Raw genomic sequence first — 20,224 nt, 5'->3', positions numbered from 1 at the left:
ATTGGAAAAATTATTATAGATGAAACGAATACTGTGTTATTTTCTTTTCTGTTGCATCTGCATTTATATGCATGCACAGACGTATGATCAATTGGCTGCCCGTGCGGTAGATGCGGCGGAGCGGGACAGCTTGGAACTTTCGGAAAGACTGTTTGAAGAAGCATTAAAGCTGGAACCGGCAAATATGCGCAATTCTATGCTGTTTTCAAATCTGGGGACGGTACAACATCGATTAGGAAAAATCGATAAAGCGATAGAATCCTATACTTTGGGACTTAATTTAGCTCCTTATTCTGTTACTATCTTATTGAATCGGGCTGCTTTATATTTAGAGAAAAACCTCTATGAAAAAGCTTATATCGATTACTGCAATGTGATAGATATCGATAGGAAAAATCAGGAGGCTTTGCTGTATCGCGCTTACATTTATATGCAGCGCCGGGACTATAAGGAAGCTCGGATAGATTATAATACTTTGTTGCAGGAAGAACCTGAAAATAAGATGGGACGTTTGGGAATGGCTCTGCTGAATCAGAAAGAGTTAAAGTTCCGAGAGGCATTGGAAGAGTTTAACCGTATGATAACGGATTACCCTAATGATGCTTCTTTATTGAAAGCACGTGCCAATCTGGAGATAGAAATGAACACTCCCGACTTGGCATTACTGGATTTGGAATCGGCAGCCAAGTTGTCTCCCAAAGATGCGGAGATATATGTCATGTGTGGTGAAATATATCTGAGCCAGAAGAAAAAAAGGGAAGCTTATGTTGCTTTTGAGAGGGCAATAGAACTGGGCGTTCCCCGTCCTGAACTGCAAGATAAGTTGAAGGCCAGTAAATAATACTTGGCCTTTCATTCTTTATTTTCCTAGTTTCTTTTTTATCAGTTCGACAAACTCTTTTCCGTATTTATCTTTTTTGTATTCTCCGATACCGCTGATTTCTCCAAAAGCCTCAATACTGGTGGGTTGCTGTGTCGCAATTAAATGTAAGGTTTTGTCAGAGAGTACAATATAAGCGGGAATGGCTTGTTGGTCAGCCAATCTCTTTCTTAATGAACGAAGTTCTTCAAACAGGTCCTTGTTTTCTTCACCGAAGGTTGTTGGAATAGAGAAGAGGGCTTTTGGTTCTTGAGTCTTTTTCCTGCGATGTTCTTTCGGAGTGAATTCTTCACGTTTTATAACGACCAGCATTGCCGGTTCTTTTCCGAATAAGACTTTCTGTCCGCTTTCTGTTATTTTCAGGTGGTTGTTCTCATTATATGCAATTTCAAAATAGCCCAAGTTAAGCATTTGCAGCAAATAGTCCTGCCAGTCACGGGCAGGGATGTCTCGCCCGGCAGCATAAGTCTTGAGCTTGTCGTATCCTTTTTCTATCAGTTCCTGTCCGGCAGCTCCTTTTAGGATATCTACCAGCATGTGTGTACCGATTTGTTGATTGGTGCGTGCAATGGCGCTTAATGCTTTTTGGACGATAATAGTGCCGTCAAACCTTTCCGGAGGATTGCGGCATACGTCACAATTACCACAATCATGATCCATTGTTTCTCCGAAATAGTTGAGAAGAATACGTCGTCGGCAAATATCCGCTTCTGCATATTGTTGCATACGGTGGAGTTTTTCCAGATTTATTTCTTGCTGGTTACTTTCTGTGGCAAATTTTGACAGCAGAATCAAATCACTTAAAGAATAAAAAAGCAATGTATCGCTTTCCATTCCATCTCGTCCTGCACGGCCAATCTCTTGATAAAAGCTTTCAATGCTTTTAGGCAGATTGTAATGGATGACCCAGCGGACATTTGATTTATCTATGCCCATGCCAAAAGCGATGGTGGCACATACAACCTGTACGCGGTCATTGATAAAGTCATTTTGGGCTTCATCGCGTGCAGCCGCACTCAGTCCGGCGTGATAAACAGCTACACGTATTCCATGTTTTCTCAGCATTTCCGCCACACTCTCGGTCTTGCTTCGGCTCATGCAATAAATAATTCCACATTCATTTTTATGACGTGCTATAAACTCGAGTATGGTGCGTGTCTTGTCTTTTTGCTGGTATCCTCTTTTTACTTCCAGACTCAGATTGGGGCGGTCGAAGGATGAAATGAATACTTTAGGATTACGTAAAGATAATTGTTTGATGATATCTTGACGGGTTATTTTATCGGCTGTGGCAGTTAAAGCTACGATTGGAACGTTAGGAAATTGTTCTCTGATGGTCTTAAGTTGAGTGTATTCGGGCCGGAAATCATGGCCCCATTGCGAGATACAGTGAGCTTCATCTATGGCAACCAATGAAATGTGGATATCTCTTAACAAGAAGTTCATCTCCATTAATAACCGTTCGGGCGAAATATAAAGTAATTTGATTTTCCCTTGCATGCACTCCCGGCGTAGGTTGAAATTCTCCGTTTCATCATTTGTGCTGTTTATTGCACGAGCCGCAATTCCGTTAGCCCTCAAACTTTCCACTTGGTCTTTCATCAATGAAATAAGCGGAGATACGACAATGGTCGTTCCTTCCATCATAAGGGCGGGAAGTTGATAGCAAATTGATTTTCCACCTCCGGTGGGCATAAGAACCAATGTGTCTTTTTTATCCAGTATGTTTTGGATAATGTCTTGTTGCAAAGGACGGAACGTATCGTATCCGAAGTATGTTTTGAGGATATGGAGCATATTCTGTTTATTATTTTAAAAGGTAATGGAGAGCAAAGGTAGTAAAATCTTTAAGATGTGGTATTCTCTACATGGGGAATTAATTGGGGAGATGACTTTTTATAGATAACTAATTCAAGATGATATTGCTTCATTTAATAGTTTTTTGTTTGATATCCCAAGCATTAATAAAGTTTCTTGAAGAAATTCGAATATCGTGTTGTGATTAATTAAGAGTAGAATTTAGCAAAAAAATTTGCATAAGCCAAAAAGAATCCCCAATTTTGTGCAAAATTTAATCATTATAATCTTATTAACTAACCAAACAAAAAAACTAAGTGATGAGCGACGCAGAAAAACAAGTAGAAGTTCAGGAAGAGGCTCCTAAGAAAAGACCTTATAACCTGCGAGAGAAAAAAGACAAAAAGGCTGCTTATAGATCATTGATCAGAGCAGAACTTGCTGACGAACTGTATGATAAAATTTTGAATATCATCGTGGTTCAAAAGAAGTATAAGGATCCTAATTATTCTGCTAAAGATTTAGCGAGAGAGTTGAAGACAAACACTCGTTATTTGTCTGCTGTTGTAAATTCTCGTTTCGGTAAGAATTATTCTTGTCTTTTGAATGAGTATCGTATCAAAGATGCCAAGCATCTATTGATTGATAAACGTTATGCAGACAAAAATGTAGAAGAAATTAGTTCAATGGTAGGTTTTGCTAACCGCCAGTCATTCTATGCAGCATTTTATAAGAATGTAGGAGAAACTCCTAACGGCTTCCGTAAGAGAAATATGGAAAAATAAAATATTAGCATCAATATGATTTAGAAAAAGGAAAACTATTGTTTTCCTTTTTTTGTTTCAACCTGAAACTGATATGGCGTCATTGAAAAACACTTGTTTGTGGAATTGGTAAGAAAAGATTATGTTAGCAAGTTGCAAGTAGTATGGAGAAAGAAATAAAAGAAGAGAAGGCGTTTGATTACACAGTAGAGCGGTTTGCGGATTTGCAATTGCTTCGTTATGTGGTGCATGGTTTTGAAAAACTGTCATTGAAGCAAAAAGAATTGGTTTATTATTTATCACAGGCGGCTTTGGAAGGACGTGATATTTTGTTTGACCAGAACGGAAAATATAATTTGGCAATTCGCAGGATGCTTGAAGCAGTATATACAGATTATCAGGGAAACCGTGTGGATGTGGATTTTGTCAATCTGGAGATTTACTTGAAACGGGTATGGTTTTCAAATGGCATTCATCATCATTATGCCTCAGATAAGTTTGTCCCAGCGTTTACTCCCGAATTTTTCAGAACGGCGTTGAAAAATGTCGATGCTGCTAAACTGCCTTTGGCGGATGGTGAGACGGTAGATATGCTTTGTGATAGAATCTTTCCGGTTATCTTTGATGCTCAGGTTATGCCTAAACGTGTAAATCAGGCTGATGGGGAAGACCTGGTGCTGACTTCGGCTGCGAATTATTATGAAGGGGTAACCCAGCAGGAAGCGGAAGAGTTTTACAATGTTTTGAAAAACCCGAATGACGACCAGCCTGTCATGTTCGGAATGAATAGCCGTTTGGTAAAAGAAAGCGGAAAAGTGCAAGAGAAAGTATGGAAGTCAGGCGGATTGTATGGACTGGCTATCGATAAAATAATTTATTGGCTGGAAAAGGCTATTGAAGTGGCGGAAAATGAAGGACAGAGGGCTGTGCTCAATAAGCTGATTCGGTTTTATAAGAATGGAGATTTACGTACTTTTGATGAGTATTCTATCCTTTGGGTAAAGGATTTGGATTCTCGTGTTGATTTTGTCAATGGGTTTATAGAGAGCTATGGTGACCCGTTGGGGATGAAAGCCAGTTGGGAATCCATTGTCAATTTTAAAGATTTGGAAGCTACTAAACGTACGGAAACAATCAGTGCCAATGCGCAATGGTTTGAAGATAACTCACCGGTAAATCCGTCTTTTAAAAAGGAGAAAGTGAAAGGCGTGTCTGCAAAAGTCATAACGGCGGCAATGCTGGGAGGTGATTTATATCCGGCAACGGCTATCGGTATCAATCTGCCTAACTCGAATTGGATTCGTAGTGTTCATGGTTCTAAATCCGTCACTATTGGCAATCTGACAGATGCTTATAATAAAGCTGCTCATGGCAACGGTTTTATGGATGAGTTTGTATATGGTGCGGAAGAAAAAGAATGGATAGACAAGTATGCGGATTTGACGGGCGACCTCCATACCGATTTGCATGAATGCTTGGGACATGGCTCAGGACAATTGTTGCCCGGTGTAGATCAAGACGCCTTGAAAGCTTATGGTTCCACTATCGAGGAAGCACGTGCCGATTTGTTCGGTCTTTATTATTTGCCAGACCAAAAGATGATAGAACTTGAATTGACTCCGGACGAAGATGCATTTAAGGCTGAATATTATACATATATGATGAATGGATTGATGACTCAGCTTGTCCGTATCGAGTATGGTCATTCGGTAGAGGAGGCACACATGCGCAATCGCCAGCTGATAGCTAAGTGGACTTATGAGCAGGGGGCGTCCGAAAAAGTTGTCGAACTGGTGAAGAAAGATGGGAAAACTTATGTGAAAATCAATGATTATAAGAAACTGCGTCATTTGTTCGGCACTCTGTTAGCCGAGGTTCAACGCATCAAGAGCGAAGGAGATTATGAGGCAGCCCGCCAACTGGTAGAGAAATATGCCGTAAAGGTCGACCCGCAATTGCATGCCGAAGTCCTGTCGCGCTATGAGAAGTTGCATTTGGCTCCATACAAAGGATTTATCAATCCTGTATACGAGGCAGTGACCGATGAAGAAGGCCGTATCACCGATGTGAAGGTCTCTTACCAAGAGGATTACGCCGAGCAAATGTTGCGATATAGCAGAGAGTATTCAAATCTACCTTGTCTAAACGAATAAAAAGGAAAAATATGGATGTACATGAAACAATAAAGGATATCAAGGGACAGTTCCGTTTGTTTATGAATGGAGTTGCTTCTCAAAGTATGCGTGAAAAAGGACTGGATTATAAATTGAATTTCGGCATTGAACTTCCGCGTCTGAAAGAAATTGCTGCTCGTTATGAAAAGAACCATGACGTGGCTCAGGCATTGTGGAAAGAGAACATACGCGAATGCAAAATATTGGCCGGTATGTTGCAGCCGGTAGAAACCTTTTATCCCGAAATTGCAGATATTTGGGTAGAAGATATGCGTTATCCCGAGATTGCAGAACTCACTTGCATGACGCTGTTTCAAGAATTGCCTTATGCTTCGGAAAAAGCATTTGAATGGATGGCTGACGACCGCGAATATTTTCAGTTATGCGGTTTCATGTTGATGGCAAGACTATTGATGAAAGGTAATCAACTGAACGAACGTGCGGAAGCCGAATTTCTTGACCAGGCACTAACAAGCTTGCAGAGTGAAGAGACACTGCCACAAAAAGCAGCGGCAACAGCTTTGCGCAAGTTTGCTGTCCAAAGCCGGGAGAATGGCAGGAAGATAAACAGATTACTTGCCCCTATCATTAAATCAGACAAGCCCGGAGTGGCAGTTTTGGCCTCTGAAATAAAATTAGAGACAGAATATTGGCATTAAACTTTCATGTTATCACAAAAAGGTTTAACTTTGACGGCGGAACTGAAATCTGCGATGGAAGAAAATGTGAAAGATACTGTAAAACAGGTTTTAACTGAGTACCTGCAGAAGAACGGGCATCGAAAGACGCCCGAAAGGTATGCTATACTCGATACTATCTATTCCATCAAAGGTCACTTTGATATCGATACGCTTTATAATTATATGGCAACTGATGGGAAGTTCCGCGTCAGCCGTGCCACTCTTTATAATACTATTGTTTTGTTTATCGATGCAAAGCTGGTCATAAAACATCAGTTTGGTAACTCTTCCCAGTACGAACGTGCGTACAATAATGAAACCCATCATCACATGATATGTACGGAATGTGGCAAAGTCACAGAGTTTCAGAATGAAAGTCTGAAGCAGGCTATTGCCAATACGAAGCTGAAAAAGTTTACGGCTTCCAATTACTCCTTATATATATATGGTATATGCAGCAAATGTACTTGGGCAAAACGCAGAAAGAAAAAAAATAAGTAACAATAAAACGAAGAAACATGAAAGTAGATGTCTTGTTAGGTTTGCAATGGGGTGATGAAGGCAAAGGTAAGGTTGTCGATGTATTGACTCCCCGTTATGATGTGGTAGCTCGTTTTCAGGGAGGGCCTAATGCCGGTCACACTTTGGAATTCGAAGGCCAAAAATATGTACTCCGTTCTATTCCCTCGGGAATTTTTCAAGGTGATAAGGTAAATATAATCGGTAATGGTGTGGTGCTCGATCCGTCATTGTTCAAAGCAGAGGCAGAAGCTCTCGAAGCAAGCGGCCATTCATTGAAGGAGCGTTTGCACATTTCGAAGAAAGCGCATCTGATTTTACCGACTCATCGTATCCTGGATGCCGCATACGAAGCCGCTAAAGGGGATGCAAAAGTGGGTACCACCGGTAAAGGTATCGGCCCGACTTATACAGATAAAGTAAGCCGTAACGGTATGCGTGTGGGAGATATTCTCCATAATTTTGAAGAAAAATATGCTAAGGCAAAGGCTCGTCACGAACAAATCTTGAAAAGCCTGAACTACGAATATGATATAACGGAATTGGAAAAGCAATGGTTGGAAGGAATCGAATACTTGAAGCAATTCCATTTGGTAGACAGTGAACATGAAATCAATAATTTGCTGAAGGCCGGTAAGACGGTTCTGTGTGAAGGTGCTCAAGGTACAATGCTGGATGTTGATTTCGGTTCTTACCCTTTTGTGACTTCTTCAAATACCATTTGCGCAGGTGCTTGTACCGGTTTGGGTATCGGTCCGAATAAAATCGGTAATGTTTACGGTATCATGAAAGCTTATTGCACACGTGTTGGCTCCGGTCCTTTCCCGACTGAATTGTTTGACGAAACAGGCAAGAAGATTCGTGACTTGGGGCATGAATATGGTGCTGTGACAGGTCGTGAACGTCGTTGTGGATGGATTGATTTGGTAGCCTTAAAGTATTCTATCATGGTGAACGGTGTAACCCAGTTGATTATGATGAAGAGTGATGTACTTGATGATTTTGATACCATCAAGGCTTGTGTCGCTTACAAGGTAAATGGCGAAGAAATTGATTATTTCCCTTATGACATAGCAGATGGGGTGGAACCGATTTATGCCGAATTGCCCGGATGGAAGACTGATATGACCAAAATGACCAGTGAAGATGAGTTTCCCGAAGAATTTAATGCTTATATAAGTTTCCTGGAAGAGCAGTTGGAGACTCCTATTAAGATTATTTCTGTAGGGCCCGACCGTGAACAAACCATCGAACGCTATACTGAAGAGTAATTAATCGGATACATACATTAGGAGAAAGCGCAACTTTTATCGGTTGCGCTTTTTTTATACAACATTATTTGCGGGTATTGAATATTCTGTTTAACTTGTCGTCTGTTAGCCTTAAATTATAAAATGTGAGAAACGTCAACTTTGCTAGAATGAAAAGGCCATTATTGTATATATTGCCAATATTGTTACTCCTTTTGGCATTATATATGTTTTCGACAAGAGACAAGCATTTGGCAGAACTGTACCGGATTGAGTCTTTGTTGGACGAAGAGCCCGATGAGGCGATTGGACAGTTAGAGCAAATGGAGGTTGAAGACTTGACCGGAGGAGAGCTTGCCTTACATTGTCTGTTATTGGCCAAAGGGCAATATATACAAGATTCATTGTCACGGTCGGACTCTTTGATAAATATAGCCATCACATATTATAAGAAAAAGAATGATTCATTGAGGTTGTCGCAGTCCTATCTTTACAAAGGTAAGATATTGGCAGAAAAAGGATATTTTCTGGAGGCTTCGGAATGCTACCAAAAGGCAGAGAATTATGCGATAGACGATGACTACAGCACAAAATACCTTCTGAACTATTCGATGGGGAAGATATATCACTTCAAGATGATGCGCAATGATGAAAAAGAAGTCAAAGATGAAGCGATGGAATATGCTGTTTTAATGAATGATTCATTCAGGATAGGGCGTTCGTATATAGAGACGGCCAAGTACTATCATGCCATGGGCAATTATGAATGTGGCATCAATCATCTTATGAAAGCCATTCAAACTTTACCGCCGGAGGAAACCTCTTACCTCTCTGCGGCTTATGCTGATTTAAGTCGTAACTATCTTCAGAACCATCAATTGCCAGAGTCGCTTGAAAGTATCAACCGCGCCATACAGCTCGAAGAGGATAGTATGTTATTGTATGACTATTATAATTTAAAGGCGGATGCATTGTTTAAGCTCTCACAGAAGGATTCGGCCTTATATTATCTGAAAAGCTCCTTGGACAGCAAAGACTATCTCACAAAAATGAGGGCTTATTATGATTTGTCACTGTTGGAAGAGCGGCAAGGAAATAAAGCAGAGGCACTTAAATATTTGAAGGAATATATTTTGTATAATGACTCATCTGATTTGAAGGAGAAAGAAAATTATATCTATCATTTGCATAGTATAGAGGCGTATAAGAAGCAAAAAGAGAATGCTGAAACAGCCGAGTTGGGGTTGGAGCGCAAACAGTTGACTATCTATAGGCTGGTCAGTGTGGCTTTTCTCCTTCTTCTTGTCCTTGTTGTATTGTACTATAAAGAGCAAAAGCGGAAAAAGCGGCTGGAGTACGACATTAAGCTGGAGGAAGAAAAAACGATGCGGGCCTTGCTGATGAAGAAAGAAATGGAATATCAATTGCTTAAAGAGCGAGATGAGAGAAAGAAGGCTGAAGTTCAGAAACTGAATCTGACTGTGGAATATTATAAAAGACTGAATGCGATAACTGTTCCCGTCTTATTGAAAAGCCAAAACACGCAAGGAGCCATGAACTTGGAACAGGAAGAGTGGGATATTATCATCAAGAATACGGATGCTTGTTTTAATAAGTTCACGGTTCGGCTGAAAGAACATTCTCCTTTGCTGACGGACGAAGAGCTCCAGTTTTGTTGTCTTGTGAAAATGGAATTGCCTATTGCGCTGCTTTCTGAAATTTATCATATAGCCAAAGGAAGCATTTCACGTAAAAAGATGAGGCTGAAAGAGAAAATCGGTATTGAGAATATGAGCTTTGATGAGTTTATCAAAAACTTCTAAAAACATCCGTTTCAAGAAAGAAAATTGTTTTTGTACATCATCTGAGTTGAATTTAAGCCTGAAAAATAAGCTTAATTATTTGATAATCAATATGTATATAGAAGCGGCGTTTGTACATCTGTATCTCTTGTCCGGATAGGGATGATTACTTATCTTTGCACGCACATTAAGACATTTAGATTATGTACTAAAAGTTGAACGCTAAACATTTGTGAGTTTTCTAGGTGTTAGAGATGTTTTTTAGGGTAACAAAGTTATTATTTAGGCCTTGGTTTTTCCAAGGCTTTTTTTATTTCTTTATTCCAAGGGGAGTGGTTCGGATACCGTTCGCGTATGGGCATAAAAAATGGCTATCTATCCCAGACAGCCAATCTTTTGTTAACCTTAAATCTAATACTATGAAAAACACATTGCAAAGATACGGAGATTTATTGGAAATGCAAGTTTTAGAGTCAACTCGGCGTGCATTATAACATGGTTTATCATGCCGACGGATTTGTTAACAAGTGAAGCTCTAAACAATCAGAGAGTGTTATAAATCCTTTCATGTGATGGAGTTTACAGGGTCACATTGTTTTCTTGGGGGACGTAAATCATCGTTTTATCTCCTTATAACTGATGTATCACCAACGAAGGGAAGGGTAAGCCGTTTCATAGGGTCAGCCAAGCCCTTTTGAACGGAAGATTATTACAGACTGCGGCAATGGACTGTACAGTCCACCGTAACGGACCGTACAGTCTACCGTAACGGACTATACAGTCCACTGTCGGAGACTGTAGTAATCTGACCTATATACAGGCATAATCGAAAGGACGAAAAGGCTTAGTCTGGCTAATGAAGCGACTTAGGGAATTTAAAAGATATGCAGAGTTTAAAAACCGGAGGAGCCAACACCGGTGACAGGTATTTGCTTGATATATTAAATCACCAAGAATAATAACTGACCCGGTTTACAGCCTTGTGCCTTCTAAGTGATGAATAGCGATGGGGAAGGAGGAGGGTATAAAATAAAAAAAGGAGCAACGCCTTGCTCCAACCTTTGTTAACCTTAAATCTAATACTATGAAAAACACAATGCAAAGGTACGGACTTTAGCGAAATATGCAAATAAAACAAGCAAAAAAGTATGTTTTCTAACATGTTTTAAGAGAATTGTTCTGTTTGTTAAAGCCGAGAAGCTATTTATCTGCTTCTTTTTCATCTTCTTTGCATATAAAACCGTATCTTTGTTGCCACTTTTGCAAAAGGATAAAAAACGAATGGTTTCAGTAGATAATTTAAAGGTAGAATTTGGAGTTACACCCTTGTTTGAGGATGTATCTTATGTAATTAATAAAAGAGACCGCATTGCGCTGGTTGGAAAGAACGGTGCAGGCAAATCCACCATGTTGAAGATTTTGGCCGGTATGCAAGCCCCTACTTCGGGCACGGTTTCTGTTCCAAAGGAGGTAAGTATCGGTTATTTGCCTCAGGTGATGATACTTAGCGATAAGCATACTGTGATGGAAGAAGCTGAGATGGCATTTGAACATATTTTCGAGATGCAGGAAAGTCTTGAAAAGATGAATCAGGAATTGGCAGACCGCACAGATTATGATTCGGAGGGGTATCATCATTTGATTGAGAAATTCACTCACGATAATGAACGCTTCCTGATGATGGGAGGCACTAACTATAAGGCTGAAATAGAGCGTACATTAATGGGGTTGGGGTTTTGCCGTGAAGACTTTAACCGTCCCACTTCCGAGTTTAGCGGTGGTTGGCGTATGCGTATCGAGCTGGCTAAACTGCTTTTGCGCCGCCCGGATGTATTGCTTCTGGACGAGCCTACTAACCATTTGGATATTGAAAGTATCCAATGGCTGGAGAATTTCCTGAAGGTAAATGCCGGAGCTGTGGTATTGGTCAGCCATGACCGTGCCTTTATTAATAATGTGACCAACCGTACCATTGAGATATCCTGCGGACGAATCTATGATTATAAGGTAGCTTATGATGACTTTGTCGTGTTGCGCAAAGAACGTCGGGAGCAGCAACTCCGTGCCTATGAAAACCAGCAGAAGCAAATTCAGGATACGGAAGATTTTATAGAACGTTTCCGCTACAAAGCTACTAAAGCCGTACAAGTGCAAAGTTGCATCAAACAATTAGAAAAAATTGTTCCTATTGAGATTGACGATGAAGATAATTCGGCATTGCGTCTGAAGTTTCCTCCCGCCATGCGTTCGGGCAATTATCCGGTGATTTGTGAAGGGGTAAAGAAAGCGTATGGCAGCCATGTCGTATTCCATGATGTGACCCTAACTATTAACCGCGGTGAGAAGGTGGCATTTGTGGGAAAGAACGGTGAAGGTAAGTCTACGTTGGTAAAATGTATCATGGACGAGATTCCATACGAAGGCAAACTGACTATCGGACACAATGTGCAGATAGGATATTTTGCTCAAAATCAGGCTCAATTGTTGGATGAGAATCTGACGGTATTTGACACCATTGATTATGTAGCTAAAGGGGATATCCGTTTAAAAATCAGAGATATATTGGGAGCCTTTATGTTTGGAGGCGAGGCATCGGACAAGAAAGTAAAAGTGCTGTCGGGAGGAGAGCGCAGCCGATTGGCTATGATTAAACTGCTGCTTGAACCGGTTAACTTTCTTATCTTGGATGAGCCTACCAACCATCTTGATATGCGTTCGAAAGACGTACTGAAGGAAGCGATTAAAGAGTTTGACGGTACGGTAGTGGTGGTGTCACATGACCGTGAGTTTCTGGATGGGCTGGTAACGAAAGTGTTTGAATTTGGCGGCGGTGTGGTGAAAGAACATATCGGAGGTATCTATGATTTCTTGCAGAAAAAGAAGATAGAGAACTTGAATGAACTGCAATTGTCTTCTTCTCCTACCGCTTCTGCAGTGAAAAACGAAGAGCCGGAACCGGTAAGTGAAAACAAACTGTCTTATGAAGCTCAGAAAGAACTGAATAAGAAGTTGCGTAAACTGGAGAAACAAGTGGCGGACTGCGAGCAGAAAATAGAGAAACTGGAAGCGCAGATAGCCGGAGTAGAAGCTAAGATGGCAACTCCTGAAGGAGCGTCGGACATGAGCCTTTACGAGCAGCACCAACAGTTGAAGAAGGACTTGGATGCAGTGGTAGAGGAATGGGAGAGTGTTTCCATGGAACTGGAAGAGGCACAGGGCTGACAATAAAATATAATTTTATATATAAATTCAGATGAAAGCAAAACATTATTTACCTATGGCTGCACTGGCGCTGACGATAGCTGCCGGTTGTGAAAGCAAGAAAGAGGCTGTGATGGCTTCAGGAATAGATTTAGGCAACTTGGACACAACGGTTGTCCGGGGTGCGGATTTCTTTCAATATGCTTGTGGCGGGTGGATGAAAAAACATCCGTTGACAGACGAGTATTCACGCTTCGGCTCATTCGATATGCTGGCCGAGAACAATCGGGAGCAGTTAAAAGGGCTGATTACGGAAATAGCCGGACAGGAAAATGAGAAAGGCACGGTAGCTCAAAAGATTGCCGATATTTATAATTTGGCGATGGACAGTGCCAAACTGAATGCAGAAGGGATAGAGCCTATCAAAGCTGATTTAGAGAGAATCGCTTCGGTAAAAGACAAGGCGGAGATTGTTCCGATGATGGCTGAATTGTCTCATATCGGCATACGCCCTTATTTTACTTTCTTTGTTGATGCCGATATTATGGACAGTAAGAGCAATTTGTTTCAGTTATATCAGGGAGGTATCAGTTTGGGTGAGAAAGAATATTATTTGGATACCGATGAGGCTACAACAGATATTCGTAATAAATATAAGGAACATATTGTAAAGATGTTCCAGTTGGCGGGCTTTGATGAATCTGCCGCCCGGAAGAATATGGAGGCAGTCCTTGAAATCGAAACACGCATAGCCAAAGCTTCTTTCAGTGCTGTGGAACAGCGTAATCCTGCTGCCAATTATCATAAGATGACGCTGGATGAATTGAAGAAATCTGTTCCGGGCATCGATTGGGATGCATTTCTCAGTGGGGTGGGAGTAAAAGGTGTTACGGAACTGAGCGTGTCTCAAGTGGAACCCATCAAGGAAGTGGAAAAGATAATCAATACCATGCCTGTAGAAAAGCAGGTTGCTTATATGCAATGGAAGTTAATCAATCGGGCTGCCGGTTATTTGAGCGACGACTTTGTGGCACAGAATTTTGACTTCTATGGCAAAGCTTTATCGGGAAGAAAAGAAAACCAGCCGCGCTGGAAACGTGCGGTAGGCACTGTGAACGGTATGCTGGGTGAAGCGGTAGGACAGATGTATGTGGAAAAATATTTCCCTGCTGCGGCCAAAGAACGTATGGTGCAGTTGGTCAAGAACCTGCAGACTGCTTTGGGCGAACGTATCCGGAACTTGGAATGGATGGGCGACAGCACCAAGACAAAAGCCATCGAGAAGTTGAATTCTTTCTATGTGAAAGTGGGCTATCCCGATAAGTGGAGAGATTATACGGCTTTGGATGTTGAAAAAGACTCTTATTGGGCAAATGTGAAACGTGCCACTAAGTTTGAACTCGATTATGAATTGGCAAAAGCCGGCAAGCCGGTAGACCGCGACGAGTGGGGAATGACTCCGCAAACGGTGAATGCTTATTACAATCCCACTACCAATGAAATTTGTTTCCCGGCCGGTATCCTTCAGTATCCGTTCTTTGATATGAATGCCGATGATGCTTTCAATTACGGAGCTATCGGTGTGGTTATCGGACATGAAATGACTCATGGGTTTGATGACCAGGGACGTCAATTCGATAAGGACGGTAACTTGAAAGACTGGTGGACACCGGAAGATGCGGAACGTTTCAATACACGTGCCCAGGTAATGGTGAACTTCTTCGACAGCATTCAGGTATTGCCGGGATTACATGCGAACGGTTCTTTGACTTTAGGTGAGAATATTGCCGACCATGGAGGTTTGCAGGTTTCTTTCCAGGCATTTAAGAATGCAACAAAAGATGCTCCTTTGGGAGTGGTGGACGGATTTACACCCGAACAACGCTTCTTCTTGTCATACGCCGGAGTATGGGCGGGTAATGTACGCGATGAGCAGATTCGTCTACAGACAAAATCAGATCCTCATTCTTTGGGCAGATGGCGTGTGAATGGGGCACTTCCTCAAATCGGAGCATGGTATGAGGCGTTCAATATAACCGAAAACGATTCGATGTATTTGGCACCGGAGAAACGGGTTTCTATTTGGTAAGATATTCTTTATATTCGCCGGTAGAGGGTAGGTTGGGAATTTCACAAGTTTAATCGGAAAACAGTGAAATTGGGAATCTTCCCTCTACGGCGGATATTTTTTCTTTTGATATAACTCTCTTTCTATTTGGATTTTAATCAATAAACCGTTATTTTTGCGGGCGATGAAACGGAGAAGGTACATAGCATATTTTTTGATACTTGTTAGCATCATTATGTTAACGGCATCTGTCTTGCCGCATCATCATCACCGTGAGATACTTTGTTTACAACATGATATTGCGGTCTGTGGCTGTCAATGTTCGGGGGAACATCACAACCACGATATATCGCATGACGAGCACACTTGTAATGCCGGTTGTGTGACCAAATTCAAGAGTATTACTCCCGATAAGGTGCAGAATAGCGTTTCACCGGACTATTCCTTCTGTTCATTGCTTTATATGGTGCCGGACATTCTGTTGCTTTCATTGCGGCTTACCGAACACAATACGATTCCAGATATTTATTATTTAGAAAAACTTCATTCCACATGCCTCCCTCATGTCAAGGGGTTGCGTGCTCCTCCTTATGTTCTTGCTTAACAGATAGAAACGACCTTTTTATCCGCAACTTTGTTGCATCTTTATTATCCTAATTTTGTCATCAGATTAAAAAAGTAAGAACAAATAATATCATCATGAAGAAACTTATCTTTATGGGAGTCTTGGGCTTGTTCCTTTTAGGCTCTTGCAACAGTAAATCGGGCCATGACCACGAAGGACACAATCATGGAACGGAGGAAGCACATAATCACGACCACGAAGGACATGACCATAATCACGAAGGACATGACCACGAAAAAGAAAACCACGACCATGAGAATGAAGGTCACGAAGGTCATAACCATGAAGCGGAAGCTGCTGTAGCCGGTCACTCTGACGAAATCATCTTGACTCCCGAAAAAGCGAAAGCGGCCGGGGTAGAGTCGGAAATTATCCAACCTAAAGCATTCCGTCAGGTGATAACCACCAGCGGACAGGTGCAGGCTGCACAAGGCGATGAGAGTGTAGTCGTTGCCAATGTAGCCGGTGTGGTGTCTTTTCGCCATCCGGTAACGGACGGTATGAGTGTAAGCAAAGGTGCTCCTATCCTGAATATCTCTGCAGAGAACATGCCGGACGGAGACCCCGTAAAACGTGCCCGCATTGCATACGAGACTGCAAAGAAAGAATATGAACGTGCTGCCAAGTTGGTAGAAAGCCAGATTATATCGCAGAAGGATTTCAACACCATCAAGGAGAGTTATGAAAATGCGCAATTGGCATACGAGGCTATTTCGAAGAACCAGACCAAGAACGGTGTGTCGGTAACGGCTCCTTTGGGTGGTTACATCAAGAATTGTCTGGTACAGGAAGGCGACTATGTATCGGTAGGCCAGCCTTTGGTAAGTATCACCCAGAACCGTCGTCTGTTCCTGCGGGCCGATGTTTCCGAGAAATATTATGGTTATCTGCATAGCATCCAGTCGGCCAACTTCAAGACTCCATACGATAATAAGGTATATGAGTTGGGTGAACTGAAAGGACGTCTGCTCTCATACGGTAAGGCATCCGGGGGTACTTCTTTCTATGTACCTGTAACTTTCGAATTTGATAATCGGGGAGATGTGATTCCCGGCTCGTATGTGGAGGTGTATCTGCTCTCGTCGGAAATGCCTGATGTACTGACTTTACCGGTTACGGCATTGACCGAGGAACAAGGCCTGTACTTTATTTATCAGCAAGTGGATGAGGAGGGATATAAGAAACAGGAGGTAACTTTGGGAGCGAGCAACGGAAAGGAAGTGCAGATTCTGACCGGTTTGAAAGCCGGTGACCGTGTGGTAACAAAGGGAGCCTATCAAGTGAAGTTGGCATCGGCCAGCAATGCGATTCCGGCCCATAGTCATGAACATTAATCAGCCGTACCTATGCTAAATAAGATTATACATTTTTCGCTCCATAACCGTATCTTGGTTCTGGTAGCGTCGGTTCTGCTGCTTATCGGCGGTACTTACACGGCTTTTCATACGGAAGTCGATGTGTTCCCCGATTTGAATGCGCCGACTGTAGTGATTATGACCGAAGCGAACGGTATGGCCGCCGAGGAAGTGGAACAATTGGTTACCTTCCCCGTAGAGACTGCCGTAAACGGTGCGACCCATGTGCGTAGGGTGCGTTCGTCTTCCACCAATGGCTTCTCTGTCGTTTGGGTGGAATTTGAATGGGATACCGATATTTATCTGGCTCGTCAGATTGTCAGTGAGAAACTTTCTTTGGTCAGCGAGGAACTGCCCGAAAATGTGGGTAAGCCTACAATGGGTCCTCAATCTTCTATTTTGGGTGAGCTGCTGATTATCGGATTGACTTCGGATACCACTTCCATGCTCGACCTTCGTACGCTGGCAGACTGGACTATCCGTCCGCGACTGCTTTCTACAGGAGGTGTGGCACAGGTTGCCGTACTGGGAGGTGATATTAAAGAATATCAGGTGTTGCTCGACCCTGCCCGCATGAAACATTATAATGTCACGTTGGCCGAAGTGATGAATGTCACCCGTAACATGAATCAGAATGCCAACGGTGGGGTAATTTATGAATATGGAAATGAATATATCGTCCGCGGAGTGCTTTCCAGCCATGATGTGGCACAATTGTCACGTTCCGTCATCAAGACGGTGGAAGGCGTGCCTGTTACCTTGGAAGATATTGCCGATGTGAAGATCGGCTCGCAGGAACCGAAACTGGGTACTGCTTCGGAGAGGGGGAAACCGGCTGTGCTGATGACCGTGACCAAGCAACCTAAAACAGGAACCATTGAACTGACGGAGCAGTTGGAAGCCGCATTAAAGGACTTGCAGAAGAATCTTCCGGCGGATGTACACGTTTCTACGGATATTTTCCGTCAGAGCCGTTTCATCGAAAGTTCTATCGGCAATGTGAAGGATTCCTTGTATGAAGGCGCCATCTTTGTGGTGATTGTCCTCTTTCTGTTCCTTGCCAATGTGCGTACCACGGTTATTTCATTGGTTACTCTTCCGTTGTCATTGATTGTATCCATATTGACCCTTCACTATATGGGACTCACTATCAATACCATGAGTTTGGGTGGCATGGCCATTGCCATCGGTTCGTTGGTGGACGATGCCATTGTGGATGTGGAGAATGTATGGAAGCACCTGCGTGAAAACCGCTTGTTGCCCGAAGGGGAACGTAAAAGCGTGATTGAAGTCGTGTTTAATGCTTCGAAAGAAGTGCGTATGCCTATTTTGAACTCTACCTTGATTATTGTAGTCAGCTTTGTTCCCTTGTTCTTCCTCACCGGAATGGAAGGCCGTATGCTGGTTCCGCTGGGCATAGCCTTTATCGTAGCGTTGTTTGCTTCTACGGTTGTGGCTTTGACGCTGACTCCGGTGCTGTGCAGTTATCTGTTGGGTAATAATAAAGGTAAGGAGTTGCCGAAAGAAGCGTTTATAGCCGTATGGATGAAAAAGCATTACCGCAATGCCTTGTTATGGTCGTTGAATCATAAATCCGTTGTATTAGGTTTTACGGGTACACTGTTCGCTGTGGCGTTGGTTGTATTCTTTACATTGGGGCGCAGCTTCCTGCCGTCTTTCAATGAAGGTTCGTTTACCATCAATATCAGTTCGTTACCGGGCATCTCCTTGGCAGAATCCGACAAGATGGGACATCGTGCGGAAGAGTTGCTGATGTCTATTCCCGAAATACAGACCGTAGCCCGCAAGACAGGACGTGCCGAACTGGATGAACATGCGCTTGGGGTCAACGTGAGTGAAATCGAGGCTCCGTTTGAGTTGAAAGACCGTTCCCGTCAGGAATTGGTAGCCGATGTACGTGCCAAACTCTCTACCATCACCGGTGCGAATATTGAGATAGGCCAGCCCATCAGCCACCGTATCGATGCCATGCTTTCGGGTACGAAGGCCAATATTGCCATCAAATTGTTTGGTAATGATTTGAACAAGATGTTTGCCATCGGTAATCAGATAAAGGATGCCATCAGCAGCGTGGAAGGCATTGCCGACTTGAATGTGGAACAACAAATAGAGCGTCCGCAGCTCAAGATTGTTCCCAAACGGGAGATGCTTGCCAAATTCGGTATTTCCTTGCCGGATTTTGCCGAGTTTGTATCTGTAAACATGGCGGGTGAAGTCGTTTCACAGGTATATGAGGAAGGCAAGGCGTTTAATCTCATTGTCCGTACCAAAGACGAGGTACGCGATGAAATGGAGAAGGTGCGTAACTTGATGATTGATACCGGCGACGGTCAGAAGATTCCTGTGAACTATGTAGCCGATGTGGTTTCTGCCATGGGCCCGAATACTATCAGCCGTGAGAACGTAAAGCGTAAGATTGTGATTTCCGCCAATACCAGCGGCCGTGACTTGCGCAGCGTGGTGAATGATATTCAGGAACGTATTGACCGACAAATCAAATTGCCCGAAGGATATCATGTGGAATATGGCGGCCAGTTTGAGAGTGAGCAGGCGGCCAGCCGCACATTGCTGCTTACCTCATTTATGAGTGTCGTGGTCATCTTCCTGTTGCTTTATACACAGTTCCGCAGCGCCGCGCAGAGTGGAGTTATTCTGTTGAATCTGCCTTTGGCATTGATTGGCGGTGTGTTTGCTTTGGTGATTACCACCGGTGAAATCAGTATTCCGGCCATTATCGGATTCATCTCCCTGTTTGGTATCGCTACCCGTAACGGTATGTTGCTCATCAGTCATTATAATGACCTGCGTGCCGGTGGCATGGAGCTGAAGGAAAGTATTCTGCATGGTTCTCTGGACCGTCTGAATCCCATTCTGATGACCGCCTTATCCTCAGCTTTGGCTTTGATTCCGCTAGCGTTCCGTGGTGATTTGCCTGGAAATGAGATACAAAGTCCGATGGCGAAAGTAATCTTGGGAGGTCTTTTGACTTCGACTTTCCTGAACGCTTTCATCATTCCGATTGTTTATGAACTGATGAACCGAAAGAAGAAATAATATATCATCGTGGGGCGAGTTGGATGCCATAGCT

13 protein-coding genes are annotated in these 20,224 nt (G+C 42.7%); 12 read left to right on the top strand and 1 reads right to left on the bottom strand.

What is annotated here, in order from left to right:
* Positions 1 to 19: 19 nt before the first annotated feature.
* Entirely contained in the window at positions 20 to 841 is an 822-nt protein-coding gene (locus QYT14_RS14380; protein ID WP_288325301.1) for a tetratricopeptide repeat protein, read from the top strand.
* An 18-nt stretch (positions 842 to 859) separates the two neighbouring features.
* Here the strand turns inward: QYT14_RS14380 and recQ are convergent, their stop codons facing one another.
* Entirely contained in the window at positions 860 to 2,677 is a 1,818-nt protein-coding gene (gene recQ / locus QYT14_RS14375; protein ID WP_288325300.1) for a DNA helicase RecQ, read from the bottom strand.
* A gap of 320 nt (positions 2,678 to 2,997) precedes the next feature.
* On the opposite strand from recQ, the gene QYT14_RS14370 reads away from it, so the two are divergent.
* The 11 genes from QYT14_RS14370 to QYT14_RS14320 all read left to right on the top strand — a co-directional run bounded on the left by QYT14_RS14370 (position 2,998) and on the right by QYT14_RS14320 (position 20,190).
* Positions 2,998 to 3,462, top strand: a complete 465-nt coding sequence (locus QYT14_RS14370) for a helix-turn-helix domain-containing protein (RefSeq protein ID WP_237039705.1) — start codon at positions 2,998 to 3,000, stop codon at positions 3,460 to 3,462.
* A gap of 143 nt (positions 3,463 to 3,605) precedes the next feature.
* Positions 3,606 to 5,594 (top strand): dihydrofolate reductase, encoded by a 1,989-nt coding sequence (locus QYT14_RS14365; RefSeq protein WP_288325299.1) that lies wholly within the window; start codon positions 3,606 to 3,608, stop codon positions 5,592 to 5,594.
* An 11-nt stretch (positions 5,595 to 5,605) separates the two neighbouring features.
* On the top strand, positions 5,606 to 6,274 hold the full coding sequence (locus QYT14_RS14360; RefSeq protein WP_237039703.1) for a DNA alkylation repair protein: 669 nt from the start codon (positions 5,606 to 5,608) through the stop codon (positions 6,272 to 6,274).
* A gap of 30 nt (positions 6,275 to 6,304) precedes the next feature.
* Complete coding sequence (locus QYT14_RS14355; protein WP_237039718.1) at positions 6,305 to 6,796, top strand: Fur family transcriptional regulator; 492 nt, start codon at positions 6,305 to 6,307, stop codon at positions 6,794 to 6,796.
* 17 nt (positions 6,797 to 6,813) lie between these two features.
* On the top strand, positions 6,814 to 8,085 hold the full coding sequence (locus QYT14_RS14350; RefSeq protein ID WP_288325298.1) for an adenylosuccinate synthase: 1,272 nt from the start codon (positions 6,814 to 6,816) through the stop codon (positions 8,083 to 8,085).
* Positions 8,086 to 8,291: 206 nt separating this feature from the next.
* On the top strand, positions 8,292 to 9,887 hold the full coding sequence (locus tag QYT14_RS14345) for a hypothetical protein (protein WP_288325297.1): 1,596 nt from the start codon (positions 8,292 to 8,294) through the stop codon (positions 9,885 to 9,887).
* Positions 9,888 to 11,147: 1,260 nt separating this feature from the next.
* Positions 11,148 to 13,088, top strand: coding sequence for an ABC-F family ATP-binding cassette domain-containing protein (locus tag QYT14_RS14340; RefSeq protein WP_288325296.1), 1,941 nt, complete (start codon positions 11,148 to 11,150; stop codon positions 13,086 to 13,088).
* A 31-nt stretch (positions 13,089 to 13,119) separates the two neighbouring features.
* Positions 13,120 to 15,156 carry a M13 family metallopeptidase gene (locus QYT14_RS14335; RefSeq protein ID WP_288325295.1) on the top strand — a complete coding sequence of 679 codons (2,037 nt, stop codon included), beginning with the start codon at positions 13,120 to 13,122 and terminating at the stop codon, positions 15,154 to 15,156.
* Between the two features lie 163 nt (positions 15,157 to 15,319).
* Positions 15,320 to 15,739 carry a DUF6769 family protein gene (locus tag QYT14_RS14330; protein WP_288325294.1) on the top strand — a complete coding sequence of 140 codons (420 nt, stop codon included), beginning with the start codon at positions 15,320 to 15,322 and terminating at the stop codon, positions 15,737 to 15,739.
* Between the two features lie 95 nt (positions 15,740 to 15,834).
* Positions 15,835 to 17,094 carry an efflux RND transporter periplasmic adaptor subunit gene (locus tag QYT14_RS14325; protein WP_288325293.1) on the top strand — a complete coding sequence of 420 codons (1,260 nt, stop codon included), beginning with the start codon at positions 15,835 to 15,837 and terminating at the stop codon, positions 17,092 to 17,094.
* 12 nt (positions 17,095 to 17,106) lie between these two features.
* Positions 17,107 to 20,190 (top strand): efflux RND transporter permease subunit, encoded by a 3,084-nt coding sequence (locus QYT14_RS14320; RefSeq protein WP_288325292.1) that lies wholly within the window; start codon positions 17,107 to 17,109, stop codon positions 20,188 to 20,190.
* Positions 20,191 to 20,224: the final 34 nt, after the last annotated feature.

The organism is uncultured Phocaeicola sp., from assembly GCF_948499155.1.
Taxonomy (GTDB): domain Bacteria; phylum Bacteroidota; class Bacteroidia; order Bacteroidales; family Bacteroidaceae; genus Phocaeicola; species Phocaeicola faecalis.
The sequence above is the reverse complement of the archived record's forward strand: the minus strand, read 5'-3'. Positions and strand labels throughout refer to the sequence as shown.